The following is a 20,047-nucleotide window of genomic DNA, read 5'->3' on the forward strand; positions in this document are numbered from 1 at the left end:
AAAGGAATCGTACTCCTGACACGGAGGCGCATTGAGGTATAAAATATGAACAGAACAATGATCACCGCAACCAATACATTATCCCAGCTGCAAAAGCAGATGGACATGATCAGCCATAATCTGGCCAACATCGATACAGCTGGTTATAAGCGCCGTGAAGCGTCTTTTACCGATTTGCTTGTGCAGGAATATCGCAACCAGCCGAATAACACCCTGGAGCCGCAGAACCGGATGACTCCTTTTAACATTCGCCAGGGTATTGGTGCAAGGCTTGGGCAAATCCAGTTGGTCCTTTCACAGGGCAGTTTGAAATCAACCGGAAGAGACCTTGATACGGCATTTACCACAGAGGGACAATTTTACCGGGTGATGGTCCAAAATGAAGACGGAAGTTCAGCGATGCGTTTGACTCGAAATGGTGCACTTTATCTGTCGCCGCTTTCTGATACTGAGTCAATGCTTGTCAATAGCGACGGTCATGCGATTCTTGATGAGAATAATCAGCCGATTACAATTACAGGTAATGTGAAAAACTTTAGTATTAATGATACAGGCCTTTTAACAGCTGAAATGTATGATGGGACAAGCCAGGAAGTGAATCTTGGTGTAATATTGATAAATAAGCCTCAATTTTTAGAGCAAAAAGGGGCGAATCTGCTTGGATTGCCAGACAATCTGGCTGCGCTCGGCGTAACCGAGGATGAGGTCATGACGAATCTGACAGGCCCGTTGAGAAATCAAATCGCCATCCAGCAAGGAGTCCTTGAGCAATCAAACGTAGATATGAGCAAAGAAATGACGGATTTAATCAATGTTCAGCGGAGCTATCAGTTCCACTCCAAATCGATTACACTTGCCGATCAAATGCTCGGACTAGTGAACGGAATCCGTTAAGAGGGGAAGAACAATCAAAATGGCTTTGAACAAGAATAATCAAGAAGCAATAACGCGTGAAGAAGTTAAAAAAGAGAAGAAAACACGCGAAAAAAAGAAAAGAATCCGGATTCGCCTTATTCCAATCTGGCTTCGGATTATTATTGTGGTCCTGCTGTTAGCGGGAAGCATCGTGCTCGGCGCCATGTTCGGCTACGCTGTAATGGGCAGCGGCAAAGCGAAGGATGTATTTGAGAAGTCAACCTGGACTCATATTATAGATCTGGTAAATGGAGAATAATTTTTCGGAAGGAAGGGAGATTTCCCTTCCTTTTTATTTATTTTTTAGTACAATGGTTAGTAAGTATTAGTAGGAGGTACTAAATAATGATGGACATAACTCAAATCAAAGAAATCATCCCGCACCGCTATCCATTTTTACTCGTTGATAAAATTCTGGAGATCGAAGAAGGTAAAAGGGCAGTCGGCATCAAGAATGTAACGGCGAACGAAGAGTTTTTCAATGGGCATTTTCCTGATTACCCGGTTATGCCAGGTGTGCTGATTGTGGAAGCGTTGGCTCAGGTTGGAGCAGTAGCCGTTCTAAAGCTTGAAGAAAACCGCGGCAAAATCGGCTTTTTCGCCGGAATCGACAATTGTCGCTTTAAAAGGCAAGTAAAGCCAGGCGATCAGCTTCGCCTTGAAGTTGAAATGATTAAGCTCCGCGGTCCGATTGGAAAAGGTAAGGCAGTCGCGACAGTAGATGGCGAACTGGCTTGTGAAGCGGAGATTACATTTGCGATAAAATAATTATTTTTGAGAGAACTCAATTTGATTTGGGTTCTTTTTTTACATAATTAGGAAGGCGGTGCAATTATGGTTGTTGAACATGCAATTATTGATGTGGAGCGTGCAATTTAACGAGATGAGCGTGCAATTACGTTGGCGAATGGTGCAATCATCGTTCTACACCAAGAGAATAATTTTTCCAGTTGGTTTATCCGCTGAAATTCATTTGCAATTTAAGATGAAAATTACCTACTATTATAAAATACGGGTTTTATTAGAAATTTAAACGAGTAATTGGCGCATTTACAGTCCTTCGTCGCCAAAATACCTTCCCCGAACCGAAAATCCGGGTAATTTTTACAAAAAAACATGCAAGTTTTTTTCATTGATGGGCAATATAACAGCAGACCCGTGCAACAGGTCTCAAAAATACCTATTAATGAAAGGGGCTTTTACTCATGAAGAAAAAGCTATTAATGTTAATCGGTGGCTCATTGCTATCGGCTATGTTCCTTGCTGGCTGCGCGAATGATCAGGATCCCCCTCCGGATGATGATGTGGATATCGAGAATCCTGCGGACAACAATGGCGATATGAATGGTGACAATGGCAATGTCGACGATGATGGCATGATGGATGACAACAACGGCGAAAATAACGACATCAACACTGAGAATGATGGTGACATGATGGAGGACAACAATGAGCCTGGCGAAGACGCTGTTGAAGACAATCTTGATATGAACGACAAGAACAATAACGATCAATAAATGGAAAAAGGGCAGGGGGATGGATTCCTGCCCATTTATTTTGGTTAAAGAATTTGATCGTGTTTTAATGGCGCATGGAAACCCCAACTAGTCCATTTCTCCATAAAAAAAACTCCAGCCAGTCAGCAGGAGTTTCATTACACTTTCTTCGGCTGCAAAATCTGCGGCCTTGTTATGATTTTATCCTTGAATTCGGTAAGCAGTTCTTCGCCTTTGTAGCCTTTATCAAGCAGGTACTCCAGCAGTTTTTCCGGATAATCGCTCTTCGGTTTCGTGAGTTTTCCTGTTAAAAGAATGCTGGCGTGTGTCTTCAGCTTCTTCACGCAGCAGACTTTTGTCACGAAGGCTGCCGGATCGTTCTCGCGTTTGGTGATGACGACTTGGACGATGATTTCTTTGTCGTTGTCGCACGCATCCTGGAAATAGGGAATGTATTTATGGTCAGTAAAAACTTCGACGAGCCACGTGCCTTTTTCATCCTCTTTATTGATAATCAGGCCGTCTTCCATTTCGATATCCACTAAAGCATCATCATCAGCAAGCTGCATTGAAATCAACTTAAACGTCTTCATGTCAACCACCTCCCGTAATACTTGTCCAAATTATAACACAGGATGAAATCAAAACGAAAAAAAGCCCACTTTTCGAAAAGGAAATTTCAGAATTGCTAAAAATCAGTTTTGAGGATACCAGATGAGTGGAAAACTCCATTATTAACGATAAAACTGCTAAAGTATCACAGTTTTCACAGACGAAAATACGATTTTCGACATTTTACTACAGCGCGAGAAAGGAATATCATCAAGGTATCAAGGAGAAAGGAGATGAAAAGGTGATCAATCAAGTAACGCTAGTAGGCAGGCTGACCAGGGATCCAGATCTCAGGTATACACCGGATGGCAAAGCGGTGTCGAACATAACGCTTGCGGTGAACAGGCATTACAAAAATGCCAGCGGGGAAATCGAGGCCGATTTTGTCCATTGCATCCTCTGGGGAAAAACAGCTGAGAATACGTCCAACTATTGTAAAAAAGGCTCAGTCCTTGGAGTCACCGGGCGCATCCAGACAAGAAACTATGATAACCAAGAAGGCAAACGTGTCTATGTGACTGAGGTCGTGGCCGAGGGAGTCAGATTTTTAAGTACAAAGCCAGCCGGCACTAGAGAAACCCAGCAGGCATCGCAACCTCCTCGGCAGCCGGAAACTGTTCCCCCAGCACCGCCGCAAAGAGAGGAGCTTCCATTTGCATAACGATACCGATTCAATTGAAAAGCTGCTAGTCAGCCTGATTAAAATGGTTGGAAAAAACAATGAGAAGGTAGAGGAACTCACCAAGCGTGTCCGCCAGCTCGAAATCGCCTCCAAAGAACAGCAGATCAATCGCGTCTACTCCTTCATTGCGGAACCGCCACGACCCAATTCAAATAGAAAAGAATATGTGCGGAAATAAGAATAACAACACTTGCGAATTTTTCCTCATCATTCCCTCACAAAGAACCTATAAGAGACAAATTCAATAAACCCTATCTCCAATAAACCCTCTAATTTTGATGCCGGCTGATTAAGCCGGTTTTTTTATAAGCCTTCTATAAATTAATCAGTCGAACTGATTCATCCAATGTGTCTGGATTTCACCTTTTTGATTATAGTAGTCTTTCTTTCCATTACGAAAGAATGATTCCCCGCAGTCTGTTGCGGTAATCTGAACGCTTTGAAATCCAATCTCTTTTTCGCTCTCTCCTGTAAAGCTACCTATCTCCAATCCGTGAGTACAATACTCATCAATAGGGGTCCTTTTTCCCTTTGAATCTACATAATAATACTTATTGTTCATAATTCCAGACTCGATTTCCGTAGTAGAGGTGAAATACACTCCATATTGACTTATATCGGTTCCTTTTAATTCTTCCAATACTTTTAGCTTGATAGGTATTACGGAATAATCTTCTTCTTTTCTTATAGCAGGGGCATCCGGGATACCATAATAAACCATTAGCGTACCCTCATAACCCTCTGGGATAAGAAAGATATTATTAGTTCCTTCTTCTGTATCTAGAAATGAACAGGCAGCCAGGAAAACAGTAGTAGAAATTATCATGAATATTTTCTTCACTGACATACACTCTCTTCTTTAAAGATATTAAGATAACACTTCTAAGAAGCATAGAGACGCCCCTTTGCTTCCTTCGTCTAGCTAAACGAAGGGAAGTAGAGTACGCCCCGTGTCTCTTTCCTTATGATAAAAACACCAATTCATGCAATTCATCTGTAGACAGCTCGGTAATCCAGCTGTCGCTCTGGATGATCTGGTCATTCAGCGACTGCTTCTTCTCGAGCATCGCGTCGATTTTTTCCTCGAGCGTTCCGGTGCTGATCAGCTTGTGCACATGGACGAAGCGGCTTTGCCCGATACGGTACGCACGGTCGGTTGCCTGATTCTCAACAGCCGGATTCCACCAGCGGTCATAGTGAACAACATGGTTTGCTGCGGTAAGATTTAAACCGGTTCCGCCGGCCTTGAGCGACAGCAGGAACACTGGGAATTCGCGGTTCTGGAATTTCGTGATCAAATCATCACGCTTCGTTTTTGGCAGGCTTCCGTTCAAGAACGGGACATCAATGCCGAATTTCTTTTTCAGAGCGGACTGGATCATTTCGCCCATGCCGATGTACTGGGTGAATATGATGCAGCTTTCTTCCTGTTCGAGCACAGCACTGACGAGCTCAATCATTTTCTCCATCTTCGCAGAGCGGTCAATTAGCTGTTTTGGATTTTCCTCTTTCAAATACAACGCAGGATGATTACACAGCTGCTTCAGCCTGCTCAATAACTGCAGAATCAAACCTTTGCGCTCGAAGCTCGATAACGTTTCAATCTGCGCGAAGGTATCCTTGACGAGCTGCTCGTATAACGAAGCCTGCTCGGCAGAAAGCGGGCAGTATTCCTTCTGTTCGACCTTGTCAGGCAGATTCAGCGCCACATCTTCATCCTTCTTCGTCCGTCTCAGCAGGAATGGCTTGATCAGCGACTGAAGCTGGGTGATTTTTTCCTTCTTGTCTTCTTTTTCAATCGGCAGGATGAACTGCTTCTGGAATTGTCCGGCGCTGCCAAGATAGCCGCGATTCGTAAAGTCAAAAATCGACCACAGCTCAGACAGGCGGTTTTCCATCGGCGTTCCGGTCAGGGCGATATGGTGCTTGCCCTTCAGCTTCCGTACAGCACGCGACTGCTTCGTATCGGCATTCTTGATATTTTGCGCCTCATCAATCGCGATACTGCTCCATTCCACACTCTCGAGCTCCTCGAAGTCCAAGTGCGTCAGACCATAGGACGTCAGTACAATATCAGAGCCCTTGGCTTCTTCGGTAAAAGTGCTGCCTTTCAGGCGGTTTGGCCCGTAATGAAGGTGGACACGCAAATCAGGGGCGAAGCGCTCAATCTCTTTCTGCCAGTTTCCGAGAACGGAAGTCGGACAGATGATCAATGCAGGGTGATTGTCGTTTTCCTGCTCTTTTACCGACAGAATGTAAGAAATCAGCTGAATCGTTTTCCCGAGTCCCATATCATCCGCCAGCAAGGCGCCAAATCCATACTTCCGCAAAAACAGCAGCCAATTCATGCCAAGCTTCTGATACGGGCGGAGCTCACCATTCAGTCCGGCAGACACAGGCATATCCGGTATTTCCTTCGTTTCCGACAGCTGCTTCATCATCTGCTTCCAGTGGCGGTTCAGCTCAATCTGGATTTTTGCGAAAGCCCTTGGGTCATCCATTCCTTCTCCGTCTTCTTCTTCATCAGAAAGCTCCTGTTGCAGCAGGTCCCGGATGTGTAGGCCCTCTTTATCCGCTTTTTTCATCATCTCCTGAATCTGGCGAATGAAGCCATGGTCAAGCTTAATCCAGCGGCCCTTCAGATACACAAGCCGGCGCTTCTCATTCACGAGGCGCTGGAAATCATCCTCGCTCAGGTCAACACCGTTCATGGAGAAACGCCAGTCATAATCAAGCATGGCATTCAAGCCGACAAACGAGCGGCGATAGCCAGTCTGTCCCTTCAGTCGCGCCTTCACCTTCAGGTTCGTGTTCTTGATTGCTTCCCACCACGAAGGGAGGAGGATTTCAATGCCGAGCGCAATCAGCGTTTCGCTCGCCTCGGTCAAAAACATCCACGCTTCATCCTCGGTGAGTGAAGACTTCAGGCGGCCATCTTCCTCAATCCATGGAAAAATCGCTGCGAGTCGCTTTTCTTCATCCTCAACCTTATCGCTGAAAAAGTCCCAGCCAGCAGGATAGATTTCATAGTCTCGGGCTTCAATCAGCATCGGCTCTTCTTTTCCACGCAAAAATAACCCAAGCTTCCAGTCACCGAGATCATCGATTGGCTCTTCGAGTCGCATTCCAATCGAAAACGGTGCCGGATTTTCCTTCAGGCCAATCCATTCAAGCCAGCGGTCTTCATCAAAGTAAGCTGCCAGCTGTGAAGCCGAAAGCTGCTTATTCCGCAATACATCAAGCTTGTCGCCAAGCAGGTACTTCATGGTCTCATTCTCATGGAAATAAGACTCCAGGGCATGATGGAACAGGTCGGCCACAAATTCCCGCACCGGTAGCTTCTCGTCATTTACCTTGAGAGCTTCCTCCCAAAAAGGTTCATGAAACTCATCAAGCACACTCTCAGGAAGCTTCCAACGGAAATCCTCCCCATCAAGCTGGGTAAAATCAGGATGCCACTCCTTCGCCAGGACCGCATCGTAAATCGCATGGGCCGTCGATAGGCAGATGTCGCCAAGCTCATCCCATTCCCATTCAACAAGCCGGTTGAAGCTCTCCTCGCCGAACAATGTCACAAGCTGCCAGGCACTCAAGGTCACTCCCTCATCGGCGCCCCATTTGTCTGAATCCAGCATCGTCCCGTAATAACTCTCCTTATGGCGGAAAAAGAGCAGCTTCTTCCATTCAGAGGGCTTAAGGTCAAAACCATCAAAATCCTCCGCACTCAAAAAATAACGCCCGCCCACAACCGGCATCACATCTATATGAATCTGCTTAATTTCAAGCATTGACACACCTCCCTGGGACATAGGGACGGTTCTCTTGTCCCTCTATTACACTAAACTAAAGCAGGGGGGCAAACTTTACGTGAGCAAAGGATATGCCCACGTGCTTCCACCTCGCTTTGCTTCTGTCACTCCACCTCAATTAGCTTGCTCCGTGTACACTCTTCGTGAAAAGCGCGCAGTCGTTTCGTCCTCACAAGCAGTTTTCCGAAAAACTCTTCCCACTCTGGCACGCGCTTCATTTTTTTATAAACCGTACGAAGTTTTTTCAACAACCGTGCGGCCTGCTTATAGCTGCTGCGGTTTTTCATCTCAATTAAATCGCCTACCATCTGGTGGTACAGCGGAATCAAGACTTCAGGAGCTTCTTTTTGTAAAATTTTGATTCGCTCGCTTGAAATCGAATTATATTCAAAGCCGAAGTAGGACTGTAATTCGCCCCATTGTTCGTACTGCTTTTTTTCAAATAATGAATCCTCGTATTCGTAAAAGCTGTATGGCATAGCCTGTGCCAGTGCCCGGTCGTACAGCTCGCCGCGGCCAATCTCACGCGTATACGTCCCGACAAGCTTCAACGCATAACGCGTGAATTTTTTACAGGCATAATAATCCCCAAGATGCTTCAGATAATTCCGCAGCTGCTGGACGAGGTATTCGATGAAAGGTCCCATCCGGTTCCATTCGCGCTGTACGCGGAAGCCATCGAGCCAGTAAAACATATATGGAAGGGAACCGACAGGGAGAGCGGTGAATCGCTTCAACGCTTCTCCGTCCTGCTTCGCTAAAACAAGCTGATGAATCAAAGCAATTTCCTCAATCTGATCCCGCTTGTCATCGCCAAACACTTCAAGTCGCGCCCGCTCAGCCTCACGCCATCCTGTATTTTTTAAAAGCTTTTCCCACAGCAACCGATACAAATCAATCCGATCATAGCCAACAGAAGCATCGGGCATCGTCAATCCAATTGTTTCGTCCTTTAGTTTTTCCAGGAACGAATCAAAAGAAAACGGCATCGTCCCATAAGCAAGACGCTCAATGTATTCCTCTGCATCATTGAACAAATCCTCGAACAACGGCCGGTAATACCGGTCCATTGTCGGCTCATCATCGTGCCCGAATTCGCGAGCCAGTTCAGTGAGCAAATTAAAGGAATGGACCGACGATGCGATCATATAAAGATTTTTCCAAACGGCCTCCAGAGGAGCGGAAACTTCAACGCGGCGAATGTAGGATCGAAACAATCCGGGCACAACATAAGCCCTAGGTTCACCCTGGCCTTTGATAATTTCCTCGAAACTTTCCCGGAAAAAGGCGGCCCAGCTATCGTAATCATGTCCCGACCTGCCCTCCTTCTTCACCAAATCCTTCACGCGCTGCAAACCCCATTTTTCAGCATTCAGCTGCTCCTTTGCAGGCTTGCGCCAGGCCTCGACCCAGTCAGAAACACTCGCGACATCACCGTATGCCTGAAAAAACGCAGCTAGACGATGGCGACAGAAGGAATTAGCAGGGCAAGTGCAGCTGCTCTCTTCGGGATCTGATACATTTATGTACACACGAACCGGTGTCACGTCCTGGACCGTCGCCCAGATTGACTTCACCATATATTTCAGATGGTGGACTGTCCCCTGGCGATAAAGCATCAAGCCTTTCTGCACAAGGCGTGCTTCTTCCTCGACCTCAGATCTCAGCATCGTATTCAGTTTCGCGCCAGCTTCTTTAAAAATCGGTGCCTGGTGATCAGGTATGACAGCCACAGCGATTCCTCCGTTCCCAAAGCATCATTCGATCCTTTTTTACAAACACGTCAAAATTCGACAAGTTGGTTATACAAGTTTTGTTAAAATTACATATAAATTTGAAACGAAAAAAACATATTCTTCTATTATACCCAAAAAAGATTCATTCGAGGAGAGGGGATATGTGTTTTCAGAAGCTGAAGAAACAAAATGACAAGAACGACCAGTGAATGAGTGGACAAAATTCGCGATATTAATTTAATAATTGAACCTTTTCATATAAAATAAAGGAAGAATAAGACTTAACCATCTGGGGGACAAACGATGAATAACCGAGTAGAACTGCTTCGCGGCCTGTTTAATTATCCATACTATACATATAAATTGAAGGATGCCGAGCATGTGCCGGGAGTTTGGAAAAATGCCACGCTGCTAATCTTGCTGAGCGGACTGGTCTTTGGGCTAAGTGCCTATTTCGGAATCGGCTCTGAATATCTTTCAAAAAAGCTGACATCGATATCCAGAGAAGAATATGAGATGCACAAACTGCTGTTCATGGCAGGCCAAACTATTCTTGGTCTCGTTTTCGGTGCCATAATGATTTTCCTGCCGGCACTATTTTTCTGGACGCTGTCAGATCTTGAACTGAGAAAACTGCTGACAATCCAATTTTTTGTCCTGCCAATCTATCTTTTTGAAAAATTAATCTGGATCCCGCTCGCACTTTCGCTCGGGCTGACTCAAGTTTCATCACCGTTCGCGCTAGGCACGATTGCACAATACCTAACCGGTAATGATTTCATTATCTATTTCTTTGCGACTATTTCAATGTTTAAGGTATGGGCTATCTTCATAGAGTACAAATATTTGAAAATGCTGACGGAAAAAAATACAAAAGTAGTCATGCTAATGGTGGTTGGAATCAATCTTATCATCTGGCTATTTTCATCACTCGTCTCATTCATTCAATTCGATAAGATTTTATAAGGGAGGTGCACCACTTGAAAAAAAAGACAGCGATTCTACTATCCGCCGGCGTTATTTTTGTCTCCGGGAATCTCTATTTAGCATTGAAGGAAGACAGCAAGGCGCTGCGGTCCTCCTATATCAATAAATGGTCATCCGCAGGGAAGGACAACTTAATTGAGACGCTTCATGCCTCCGGTGTTGTTACGCCTGAGGAGGAGCATCAGGTGTATTACAATGACGGGGATGGGGAATTTAAGGGCTTCCTGGTAAAAGAAGGCGATAAAATCGACAGTGGAACACCACTGTACGAATATTCATCGAATAATATCGATGAAGACCTGGCAAGGCTTAAGGCAGAAAAAAGCCAACTCGTCACAGAAGCGAATTTGATTGATGATCAAATCAAGCAGCTGACCTATCTTCAAAGTGTCTCCGCTTCGACATCCGTGGCAAGTACTCCTGTTATGGGGGATGGATACGGCAGCAGTAATGACTCCAATGACCTGATGAACATCTCGATTGAAAAAGAAATCTATGATAAGCAGCGTGAAAAAGGCCGTGTAGAATCCGAGATTGAGAAATATGAAGATTTGATAGATTCATACGAGGGCAGCAATGAACTCGGCAAGAACAGTGAAGTCTCAGGCACAGTAAAACAAATTAGCTACGAGTTGAAGAATCCGATCGTCACGATCATTTCTGATAAGCCTAAGGTGGAAGGAACTTTCAGTGAGCGAGATTTGAAGGCTGTTGAGGAAGGTATGGAAGTATATGTGCAATCTGATCTGTTCAATGGGAAGGTTGCTGGGATATTGACCAAGATTGCCGACTACCCGGAAACAGAACCTTCTGTAAAAAAAGAGAGCTACTATCCATTCGAAATCACACTTAGTGAAGAAACCGAAGAACAAATCCTAAAAGGGTCGCATGTCGAAGTCAGTGTCATCACTTCACAGGTGTTAAACGCAGCGACGGTACCGGAAAGATCCGTCGATAAAGGCAAGAAAAACAGCTATGTTTTCGTCATCAACGATAGAGGTTTGGTCAAAAAACGTAAAATCACTAAAGGACTCGATTCGGGCGGCAAGACTGAAGTGAAAAAAGGAGTCAAACCGGGAGAACTCATCGTCAAACAAACAAAAGACGTTCAGCAAATAAATAGCCCATTTTTCAGCAAATTGAATCCCGATAAATTGACCAAAAAAACTTTCAAAGATGAAGGGAAGCGCAACATATTCAAACAAGTAATGGTCGGTTTCTTCAAATGATTTAACAGGTGCCTGAAACTGTCCAAGATTTTTTCGCAAAAACTATAATCAAATGAAGAGAAATATAGATAATCAGAGGAACGTTTCCTTAACGTTCCTTTTTTAGTATTTTTGACAGGTGCCTGACACGATACTCATGTTTTAGACATAGCCGGTCTCTATGTCTCCATGGTTTCTGCTTCAGGTATTTCTCTTGGGTTCATCGTAGGATGCGCTTTAATGACTAAGAATACACATCGAACATGATGGCAACAGAAAAAAATTAATGTACACTAAAGTGTTTAGTGTTTATGTTCCTAACCTGGTGGTAAAACAAAACAGGCACTAGTATCATTTGCATGGGTACCAGATTATTACACCTAGGTATATTCCTATATAGGATCTTTCTCCAATATTCCACTCCGTATGGGAGTCCACAATATTAACCGATTGTTCTGCCGGAGCAAAAAGGGCTTTTCAATTGTGATGTTGGCACGCACTGTAAATAACTGAATCACATAAATTAAAAAAAGGATAATTTATTCAATTTCTTTAATGTAACAACTCATTTAACTGATTGGGATAAAGTATACCTGTTCCTTTAACAGTATAGGTATCTTCAGTTGCGTTTTTTTAGGGAAGGCGGGAAGCCGCTTTTTCTTCCTCAATTCAAAACTTGTAAATTGTAAGCATTGATAATAATAGGTATATATATAGATGACAAATTTCAGCATAAATACGATGAATAGCTCTGTTTTATCTGGAAATCTATTTACAAATGTCTGCGATTTTAATAGAATATTGTCATTGCAGACAGAAAACAGGAGGATCATGCAGTGAGACCATCTGAGGTAAAAACAACGGAAATAAATCAAGAACTCTTTTTTGACGTCATTAGAAAGACCTATGAAAAAGGGAAAAACACTGATGAGCTTACAATACAGAAACTTATGGAAGATTTAATCATAGATTTAAAGACATGCACAGAATAAAAAACTGGCTTCCTCGAGATGAGGCTGCCAGTTTTTTTGTTTCGAAATATTTGTTTCGAAATATCTATTAAAATACTTCTCCGTCATATTGTTTAGAAAGCTTCGTATATTTATATCAAGAGGAAAGTGAAAAGGGGGAAAACAATTTGAAAAAGGTACGGAAAGCAATTATTCCTGCTGCTGGATTGGGAACCCGCTTCCTTCCGGCTACAAAGGCAATGCCAAAAGAAATGCTGCCAATAGTGGATAAGCCGGCAATCCAGTATATTGTAGAAGAAGCGGTAGCATCGGGAATTGAAGAGATAATGATTGTGACAGGTAAAGGAAAACGTGCCATAGAGGATCATTTTGATTTCTCCCCTGAGCTTGAACGGAATCTAGAGAGTAAAGGGAAATTTGCCCTCCTTGAGCAGGTACGTTATTCTACCAATCTTGCTGATATACATTATATTCGGCAAAAAGAGCCAAAAGGTCTGGGGCATGCAATTTGGTGTGCACGAAATTTTATTGGAGATGAGCCATTTGCTGTATTGTTGGGCGATGATATTGTTCAGAGTGAAACACCTTGCTTAAAGCAGCTGATAGACCAATATGAAAAAATCCTTTCATCGGTAATTGGAGTAAAATCTGTTCCTCCTAAAGAAACCTACAAATATGGCGTCATTGAACCGTCGATTCAGGAAGGCCGGCGCTATAAGGTCGAGAGACTAGTTGAAAAACCTGAGCCAGGAACTGCTCCATCAAATCTTGCCATAATGGGAAGATATATACTTACACCAGAAATATTTATGTTTCTTAAAGATATGGAGCCTGGAGCAGGAGGGGAAATACAACTTACGGATGCTATACAAAAACTTAATGATATCCAGAGAGTCTTTGCCTACGAATTTGAGGGGAACCGTTATGATATAGGTGAAAAATTGGGCTTTATCAAAACAACTATTGAATTTGCTTTACAGGATGAAACATTACATGATGAAATAGTGAGCTATTTAGACTTAATTTTGCATCAAGAACGTTAAAAATATATGAATAATCAAAAAACTATATTGACTAGGACTTTTTTCCTGTATACCATAGTAAGTAACTAAATTTATTTGGATGGATGGCGTACAAATGAAAGTGGAAACTGTTATTTATGTTATTAACAATTTTGTGGGTAAAGGGCACTATGGGAATGCAAGGGATTTAATAAAAAAAGAGTTTAAATGAATTACTGAGCCTTCCTATTTTTCCTTGTTAAACAACGAAGCAAAGGAATTTGTGAAACTAATAGCAAAAGAACAGGAGGATGGCGCTTTCAGCTTGTTAAGTGAAAAGGACAAAAAGATCCTTACTCTGCTAAATGAAGCAGTACGTGAAGTTAAGCTTCCATATGCAAGGAAATTATATTTTGAACACAAGGAGTTATTCACCAAAAATTATTCCCAAAAATGGTTGACAGAAGATGCGAGATTTATGTGTTTTGCCTGGGAGAAAAATGTTTAATGATGTACTAATTATACAATTTTGACAAAGTAGTCCTTATTATTAATTTTAAGTAACTGAATTTAATTTGACCTTATTCCACACTAAACGGATTAGAATGATTAAAAAAGGCATGATGAGCAGATTATTTTATGCTCATCATGCCTTTTGATCATTCCTCAAAAAAGCCAAGTCTATTTTTTACGCATTTGTAACTAAAAAACGTCTTCTTAAGTCACTATCTCTTTGTCCGGTCGCTGACAATTTCTTTCAGTGTCTGGAGGATTACTGGATAGTCTTTTTTTGAAATCACATAAAAAGTTGGTATGTAGATACGTTCTCCGCCTGCAGCATTCAGGACGTAAGCAGGAGTCTTGATTCCTAGGTATCCCGTCGGAATATTGTTTTCTTCCTCAACATCCTTGATCGTGTCCAGCTTAAATGATTTGTCTCTGATTGTGATGGTTTCCTTGTCGTAGCAGAACATCTGTTTATCTTTAAATAATAGAATGATGAGCATAATAGCCATCCTGCCAAAAAAGGCAATTCCGAGAACACCGGCTGTAACGGAAATTACCTTCCTGAGAGTAGGAGCCTCCAAATACATGCTCGCGAGAATCAGGGCAACCCCTGTCAGGATAAAACCAACACATAACATAATGCGTCCAATAATTGTTTTTGTGCGATAATTTACTGTTTTCATGTTTTCACCTTATATTCTTTAATCTAAGATATTTGATTGGTTTCCATGCTAGAAAGGACTTTTTTAATAATTCTTCCCATGCTATTTTATGAAGTATTTTGCCAATCTGCTGTCGGGCTTTGATTTTAGGATCTACAGAGTTCTTTAATGTCATCAGATTACTTGTAAGATTGTCTAGGACATGAATTTTCCGTGCTAAACCCTTATTTGTATTCATAATAGTTCCGGGGGTAATTTTTATTGAGTGCACTTTAATCACCGCCTTTTGAATTGTAGTAACTGATCAATTATAATTAAGTATTATTATAAACTGTTATAATATTTGTAAAAATTTACCTGGTGTTATGAAAAAATGAATCTTATTATCTTATACAATAAATCTATATGTATTAACATCTTCTTTTCTGACAGTCTGTCTCAGATTGGATTAATATATAGTTTTTATATAGGGGATCATTATGAAGAAAAAAAGTAATGAAGCAGATTTTTATAAAATTAAAGTCGCTGCGTACGATCGCCTGCATCCGGACAGTATTTCAGTTTGGTTTTGGGCAAGCCTGGTATTGAGTGCAATTATGATCTTAATTCCAAATTACGTTCTTAAAGAAAGTGGGTTCGATGGAAGTCCTTTCTTAATTATGACTGTTGATATTGCAAAGATTCTTTTATTCGTTCAGTTAGGATTTGCTATCTTTTTTACACTAGAATCTATAGCATATAGTCTTCAAAAACTTCAATCAATTATCGTCAGTGTTGTAGTCATCAAAGTATCTCTTGATATGTACGTATTTTACTTTACTGTTACGGAAACAACTTTTGGCACACCAGAGTACTTAACAAATACAGGTTTAATTTTAATGGCTGGGGGCTTTGTTTTCTTGGCAATATCTACGATCCGTGCGATCAAAAGGGTTAAACAGGGAGAATTAAGGAAAGAAGGAAAAGGCCTTTATAATTTCCAAGCATCTAAGGGGTATGTCAGTCTTCCAATCCTTTTTGCGGCGACGATGATTGTCGGGGCATATGTCCGGTCTTTTTCAGATGCAGCAGACAGCTTTGGCATGTTCCTCATTCTTCTTCTTTGTGTAGTGTTGCAATATGGAATAGCGATGGCATGGCCAGAATTTTTACTTTTAACTTATTGCAAATATAAATTTGAGTCTTTCATTGTTCCTAGACGTAAACGAAGGAAGTAGAAAAATGGGAATGCGACTTGGGGAACGGTTACTCTCCTATGGTTATAGATATATATTGAATTTCACTAGTATTTTTATCTGTTCCGCTAAATTGCAGCTGCTTAGTTGTTTAAAAGGATATTGTCGATGGGTTCGGTTCTACACAGTGGTAGCGCGTTTTTAAAGTGAATTTTCGGCTATACCAATGTTCCTGATGATACTGTTGCTAGGCCCGCTATACATCAAGGAAAGACCAATTTTAAAAATGGGTGTGTCTTTTGAAGAGCGGGTCAGGAGCCTGTAGGCAATGATTAGCTTCTAGGGTTATGAAAAAGCGGAGGACTCAGCCCTCCGCTTTTTTCATACTCTTATAAACTTGGTGAATAAGCAGTTTGCGGGATGTTATCATATTCATCCGCGTCAAGCGTCTCTACTGATCCATCAACCACTCCGTTGATGATTCCATATAAGCCGGTTTCTACTGCTTTAACCAGCTGGCCTTTTTTCTTTTGTCCCAAGGAGTGCGATTGGCCTCTTACTTCGAAAAGGACAGTGCCGCTTCCATTCAGTGCGAAGCTGCCAAGTGCTGTTCCAGGAAGGTCCAGGTTTTGCTGGTAAAGGGTGATATTATTGAATGGTGAGTTTTCACCGAGTGACTGCAACGCATTGTAGGCAGCCAGATTCAATTGCTTGGAATACTCGAAATTATAGTTGTCCTTATATTCGGCATACTTAGAGCCTTCTGCTGTATTAGGGTCCGGAACGAAATCTGCTGATAGGGACATGGTGACAAGGTCATCTGTGCCTTCAACATAATACTGGCCCTGATGGTGAAGGTCGACGAAGACATCTACTTTCCCGAACTCGGCTTGAAGCTTTTTATACACATCGCGCACGGTTTGTGATTCAGGTGTGATGTACCAGCCAGCTTTACTTGATGTGCCAGGGAAATCTTCTGCCTTTGGAACATAATCAAGGTCCGGATTGAAGTCACGATTCACGTCAAATCCTGGTCTGCCATTATAATCTCTGTCCTGGAGAATGCGATTGTTATAGTAATTCCAGGAAGGTGCTGCAGCTGCAAGCTGAGGGAAATCCTCGACGACTTCTTCCCATGACATATCATTGCCGCGGCGGTCCAGCTCTGACGCATCAGGATTCATTTTTGGCAAGGTAACAAGCGTAATTTCCTCTCGGATTTTTTGAGCTTCAGGTGAATTGCTGGATCCCAGGTATTGAAGCATGCTGAGCAATGCCTCGGTACCAGTGTTTTCATTGCCATGGATCTCGCTTTCAATCAGGACAACTTTTTCTCCAGCCCCTACTCTTGCCTGGTAAATATCCCTTCCCTTGTTAGATTGGCCGACAACCTCCAAAGCCACTTTGCCTTGGCTGTTCGCTTCGATCTGCTGCAGTCGTTTGACCATTTCCGCATAATCAGTATATCCATTGACAGAATAAACCTGATTTTCATTGTAGAGTTTCCCGTTTGGCGAGTTTGTTGCCAGCGTTGGCGTGGCAAGAGCAGTACATAATGCCAACACACTTAGTCCGGTGATTACTTTGTTTTTCTTCAACGACGATCACTCCTTAAACTAGTAAAAGTAATTTCCCTAGCTATTTTAATAAGGTTAGTAGAGAAATGTTGCTGCAATTTGTCGAATATTTCGGTTTTCGAAATAAATGAGAGGAAGGGACTAGAGTGCCTTGGGGGAATGGTAGTTTTGATTTAGGAATAGAAGAGTAGAAGAGTATGTCTATTTTCCTGAATTTTTGAATTGAAGCAACAATTGGAAGAGCGAAAAGAAAATTAGATAAAAAATATACCATATCAAATTTTATTTAAAAAAATAGTTGAAAGGGTTTACATAAAGTGATATTATAATCGCGTAAACGTTTTCGTTTTTTACGTATCTTTGGTACAAAGTAGGTGGGATATGTCCTATACGATTAAAGATGTTGCCAAGAAAGCAAATGTTTCAATAGCAACAGTTTCAAGGATTCTGAATGGCCAGGCAGGTTACTCGGAAAAGACTAAAATAAAAGTCTTGAAGGTTATCGAAGAGCTTGGATACTCACCTAATGCTGTTGCCAGAGGGTTAATTAATAAAAGAACCCATACAATTGGTGTTCTTTTCCCGAAGTTATCCAGCTCACTGGTAACAGATCTGCTGGATGGGATTGAGAAGGCAGCGAATGAAAATGGTTCCAGTGTTATTGTTTGCCACACGGAGTCTAATGGCGAAAAAACAATGAACTATCTTCAGTTGCTGGTAGAAAAAAGGGTGGATGGAATCATCTTTGCGAGTGAAATCCTGAAGGATGAATACTATCAATACGTGATGAAATCCAAAGTTCCCATTGTACTGCTATCAACAGAATCTTATGCATTCCCTGTTCCGTATGTTAAGGTGAATGACTTTCATGCCGCTTACTCAGCTGCTAAGTATTTAATCGATAAAGGCCATAAAGAAATCGGTATGATCAGCGGCAATAAGGAAGATATTGTTGCCGGGAAACCGAGGATCGATGGTTTTCAAAAGGCTCTAGCTGACAATGGGATTGCCTGCGGTGAGAGAAATATCGTTAACAGCAGTGGGTTTAGTTTTCAGGATGGGTTAGTTGGCTTGAAAAAAATGAAAGAACAATTCCCTGAAGTAACAGCGATATTTTCTGCCAGTGATGAAATTGCCATGGGTGTTTTATCGGCTGCTTACCAGCAGGGAATAAAGGTTCCAGAAGAGCTTTCTGTTATTGGTTTCGATAACTTAAACCTTGCAGAAATGACGATTCCGCCGCTCACTACCATTGGCCAGCCGCTGGTTAAAATGGGAGAAGTTGCAGCACAAATGTTATTTAAAGTATTGGAAACAGGTGAAATCCCCGAAAGCCGGATTATGCCTCATAAAGTAATTGAAAGATTAAGTGTAAAAGAGAGAATTTAATGACTCTCTTTTTCTCAGGACATTTGAGTAAACGTTTACGTAAATGAGCGTAAAAACTTAGGAGGTATATACATGATTAAGAAAATGACAGCAGGTGTAATCGCATTAACATTGGGAGCTTCTTTATTAGCGGGTTGTTCATCAGACAAAGCAGAAGATGGAAAAGTCACATTGGAACTTTTCTCTAATAAATCTGAGAGCATCGAGACATATAAGGGGTTAATTAAAGAATTCGAAAAGCAAAATCCTGATATTAAGATCAAACTGGATGCACCGCCTGAAGCAGAAACCGTTTTAAAGACGCGTCTGACTAAAAATGATCTTCCGGATATTATGTCCATTGCCGGAAACGCAACTTATGGAGAATTAGGGCGTGCAGGTGTATTGGAAGACTTCTCAGGTTCTGAACTGGAAAAGAAAGTTCAGCCTTCCTATGTAGACATGGTTAACCGTCTAGTTGGACCTGAAAAAGAAGGCACATTTGGTCTGCCATATGCAACAAATGCAAACGCAGTTATTTATAATAAAGCAAAGTTTGAAGAGCATGGACTGACGGTTCCAACTACTTGGGATGAGTTTGTCGCAAGCCTGGAAAAAGTAAAAGCAGCGGGAGACACTCCGATCTACTTTACATTGAAGGATGCATGGACAGGCATGATTGCATGGAACTCGCTTGGCGCTAACGTAGCCGGTGAAGATTTCGCAGAAAAGAAGAATGCCGGTGAAGCATCATTCGCTGAAAACTATGATGAAGTAGCGGATAAAATGGCGACATTGGTGAAGTATGGCCACAAGGATAATATGGGTGTTGCCTACGGTGACGGGAATAATGCTTTTGCCAACGGAAAGTCTGTCTTCTATCTTCAAGGTAACTGGGCTATTCCAGAAATCCTGAAAGCAAACCCAGATATGGAATTGGGTGTGTTCCCAATGCCGGTTACAAATGACCCGGCAAAAAATAAATTGGTATCGGGCGTTGACGTACTCCTTACTGTTAGCAAAGATACAGAGCATAAAGAAGAAGCAATGAAGTTCGTTGAATTTATGACGGATCAAGAAACGGCTAAAAAGTACATTGACGAGCAAAAGGCCTTCTCTGCAATTGAAGGTGTTTATCAGGAAAACCCTGTTTTTGAAGGAATCAAAGGAAACTTTGAAACTGGTGCGATTACAAGCTTCCCGGATCACTATTACCCAGCAGGAATGGGAGCTGAAAACTTGGTGCAGGAATTCCTAATCAAGAAGGACAAAGAAAAGTTCCTGAAAAAAATGGACAGCGAGTGGGAAAAAGTACAAAATCGCTAATCCGCAAAGAAGCCA

Annotated in this window: 20 protein-coding genes; 14 read left to right on the forward strand and 6 right to left on the reverse strand. The window is 42.2% G+C overall.

Annotated elements, in window-relative coordinates; translation table 11 throughout:
- The first annotated feature begins 45 nt into the window (after positions 1–45).
- The 4 genes from J7E32_RS17275 to J7E32_RS17290 all read left to right on the forward strand — a co-directional run bounded on the left by J7E32_RS17275 (position 46) and on the right by J7E32_RS17290 (position 2,432).
- A complete protein-coding gene (locus J7E32_RS17275; protein ID WP_214909849.1) occupies positions 46–894 on the forward strand; it encodes a flagellar hook-basal body protein in 849 nt (282 codons plus the stop codon).
- 19 nt (positions 895–913) lie between these two features.
- On the forward strand, positions 914–1,174 hold the full coding sequence (locus J7E32_RS17280) for a DNA-directed RNA polymerase subunit beta (protein WP_214909851.1): 261 nt from the start codon (positions 914–916) through the stop codon (positions 1,172–1,174).
- 86 nt (positions 1,175–1,260) lie between these two features.
- Complete coding sequence (gene fabZ / locus J7E32_RS17285) at positions 1,261–1,683, forward strand: 3-hydroxyacyl-ACP dehydratase FabZ (RefSeq protein ID WP_213370064.1); 423 nt, start codon at positions 1,261–1,263, stop codon at positions 1,681–1,683.
- Positions 1,684–2,120: 437 nt separating this feature from the next.
- Positions 2,121–2,432 (forward strand): hypothetical protein, encoded by a 312-nt coding sequence (locus tag J7E32_RS17290; RefSeq protein WP_214909853.1) that lies wholly within the window; start codon positions 2,121–2,123, stop codon positions 2,430–2,432.
- 137 nt (positions 2,433–2,569) lie between these two features.
- Here J7E32_RS17290 and J7E32_RS17295 read toward each other — a convergent pair whose 3' ends face one another.
- The gene (locus J7E32_RS17295; protein ID WP_214909855.1) at positions 2,570–3,004 is read right to left on the reverse strand and encodes a YwpF-like family protein; all 435 of its coding nucleotides are present in this window, start codon (positions 3,002–3,004) and stop codon (positions 2,570–2,572) included.
- Between the two features lie 260 nt (positions 3,005–3,264).
- Here J7E32_RS17295 and ssb point away from each other — a divergent pair, with 260 nt between their 5' ends.
- Together ssb and J7E32_RS17305 are read left to right on the forward strand one after the other, a co-directional pair.
- A complete protein-coding gene (gene ssb, locus J7E32_RS17300) occupies positions 3,265–3,684 on the forward strand; it encodes a single-stranded DNA-binding protein (RefSeq protein ID WP_214909954.1) in 420 nt (139 codons plus the stop codon).
- Positions 3,677–3,883, forward strand: coding sequence for a hypothetical protein (locus J7E32_RS17305; protein WP_214909857.1), 207 nt, complete (start codon positions 3,677–3,679; stop codon positions 3,881–3,883). The genes ssb and J7E32_RS17305 overlap by 8 nt, the downstream gene beginning before the upstream one ends.
- Positions 3,884–4,030: 147 nt before the next feature.
- Here the strand turns inward: J7E32_RS17305 and J7E32_RS17310 are convergent, their stop codons facing one another.
- From J7E32_RS17310 to J7E32_RS17320, 3 genes are all read right to left on the reverse strand, one after another.
- A complete protein-coding gene (locus tag J7E32_RS17310; protein WP_214909859.1) occupies positions 4,031–4,546 on the reverse strand; it encodes a DUF6843 domain-containing protein in 516 nt (171 codons plus the stop codon).
- A gap of 121 nt (positions 4,547–4,667) precedes the next feature.
- A complete protein-coding gene (locus tag J7E32_RS17315) occupies positions 4,668–7,493 on the reverse strand; it encodes a DEAD/DEAH box helicase (RefSeq protein ID WP_214909861.1) in 2,826 nt (941 codons plus the stop codon).
- A 125-nt stretch (positions 7,494–7,618) separates the two neighbouring features.
- Positions 7,619–9,247, reverse strand: a complete 1,629-nt coding sequence (locus J7E32_RS17320) for an SWIM zinc finger family protein (protein ID WP_214909863.1) — start codon at positions 9,245–9,247, stop codon at positions 7,619–7,621.
- A gap of 306 nt (positions 9,248–9,553) precedes the next feature.
- Between J7E32_RS17320 and J7E32_RS17325 the strand changes: the two genes are divergently transcribed.
- The 5 genes from J7E32_RS17325 to J7E32_RS17345 all read left to right on the forward strand — a co-directional run bounded on the left by J7E32_RS17325 (position 9,554) and on the right by J7E32_RS17345 (position 13,925).
- On the forward strand, positions 9,554–10,216 hold the full coding sequence (locus tag J7E32_RS17325; protein ID WP_214909865.1) for a hypothetical protein: 663 nt from the start codon (positions 9,554–9,556) through the stop codon (positions 10,214–10,216).
- Between the two features lie 14 nt (positions 10,217–10,230).
- Positions 10,231–11,466: an efflux RND transporter periplasmic adaptor subunit gene (locus tag J7E32_RS17330; protein WP_214909867.1), complete on the forward strand. Its 1,236-nt coding sequence runs from the start codon at positions 10,231–10,233 to the stop codon at positions 11,464–11,466.
- A gap of 815 nt (positions 11,467–12,281) precedes the next feature.
- Complete coding sequence (locus J7E32_RS17335; protein WP_214909869.1) at positions 12,282–12,437, forward strand: YwzD family small protein; 156 nt, start codon at positions 12,282–12,284, stop codon at positions 12,435–12,437.
- 146 nt (positions 12,438–12,583) lie between these two features.
- Positions 12,584–13,459: a UTP--glucose-1-phosphate uridylyltransferase GalU gene (galU, locus tag J7E32_RS17340; RefSeq protein ID WP_214909871.1), complete on the forward strand. Its 876-nt coding sequence runs from the start codon at positions 12,584–12,586 to the stop codon at positions 13,457–13,459.
- A 214-nt stretch (positions 13,460–13,673) separates the two neighbouring features.
- Positions 13,674–13,925, forward strand: coding sequence for a hypothetical protein (locus tag J7E32_RS17345; RefSeq protein WP_214909873.1), 252 nt, complete (start codon positions 13,674–13,676; stop codon positions 13,923–13,925).
- Positions 13,926–14,142: 217 nt separating this feature from the next.
- Here J7E32_RS17345 and J7E32_RS17350 read toward each other — a convergent pair whose 3' ends face one another.
- On the reverse strand, positions 14,143–14,607 hold the full coding sequence (locus J7E32_RS17350) for a DUF5381 family protein (RefSeq protein ID WP_214909875.1): 465 nt from the start codon (positions 14,605–14,607) through the stop codon (positions 14,143–14,145).
- Between the two features lie 458 nt (positions 14,608–15,065).
- Here J7E32_RS17350 and J7E32_RS17355 point away from each other — a divergent pair, with 458 nt between their 5' ends.
- Positions 15,066–15,803, forward strand: coding sequence for a hypothetical protein (locus J7E32_RS17355; protein ID WP_214909877.1), 738 nt, complete (start codon positions 15,066–15,068; stop codon positions 15,801–15,803).
- 347 nt (positions 15,804–16,150) lie between these two features.
- On the opposite strand, the gene J7E32_RS17360 is transcribed toward J7E32_RS17355, so the two are convergent.
- Positions 16,151–17,359: a M14 family zinc carboxypeptidase gene (locus tag J7E32_RS17360; protein WP_286183395.1), complete on the reverse strand. Its 1,209-nt coding sequence runs from the start codon at positions 17,357–17,359 to the stop codon at positions 16,151–16,153.
- A 360-nt stretch (positions 17,360–17,719) separates the two neighbouring features.
- Here J7E32_RS17360 and J7E32_RS17365 point away from each other — a divergent pair, with 360 nt between their 5' ends.
- Both J7E32_RS17365 and J7E32_RS17370 read left to right on the forward strand, forming a co-directional pair.
- Positions 17,720–18,727, forward strand: coding sequence for a LacI family DNA-binding transcriptional regulator (locus tag J7E32_RS17365; protein WP_214909879.1), 1,008 nt, complete (start codon positions 17,720–17,722; stop codon positions 18,725–18,727).
- Between the two features lie 72 nt (positions 18,728–18,799).
- Positions 18,800–20,032: an ABC transporter substrate-binding protein gene (locus J7E32_RS17370; protein WP_214909881.1), complete on the forward strand. Its 1,233-nt coding sequence runs from the start codon at positions 18,800–18,802 to the stop codon at positions 20,030–20,032.
- Positions 20,033–20,047 lie beyond the last annotated feature (15 nt).

The sequence above is a fragment of the Bacillus sp. ISL-55 genome, from assembly GCF_018613155.1.
Lineage (GTDB): Bacteria > Bacillota > Bacilli > Bacillales > Cytobacillaceae > Mesobacillus.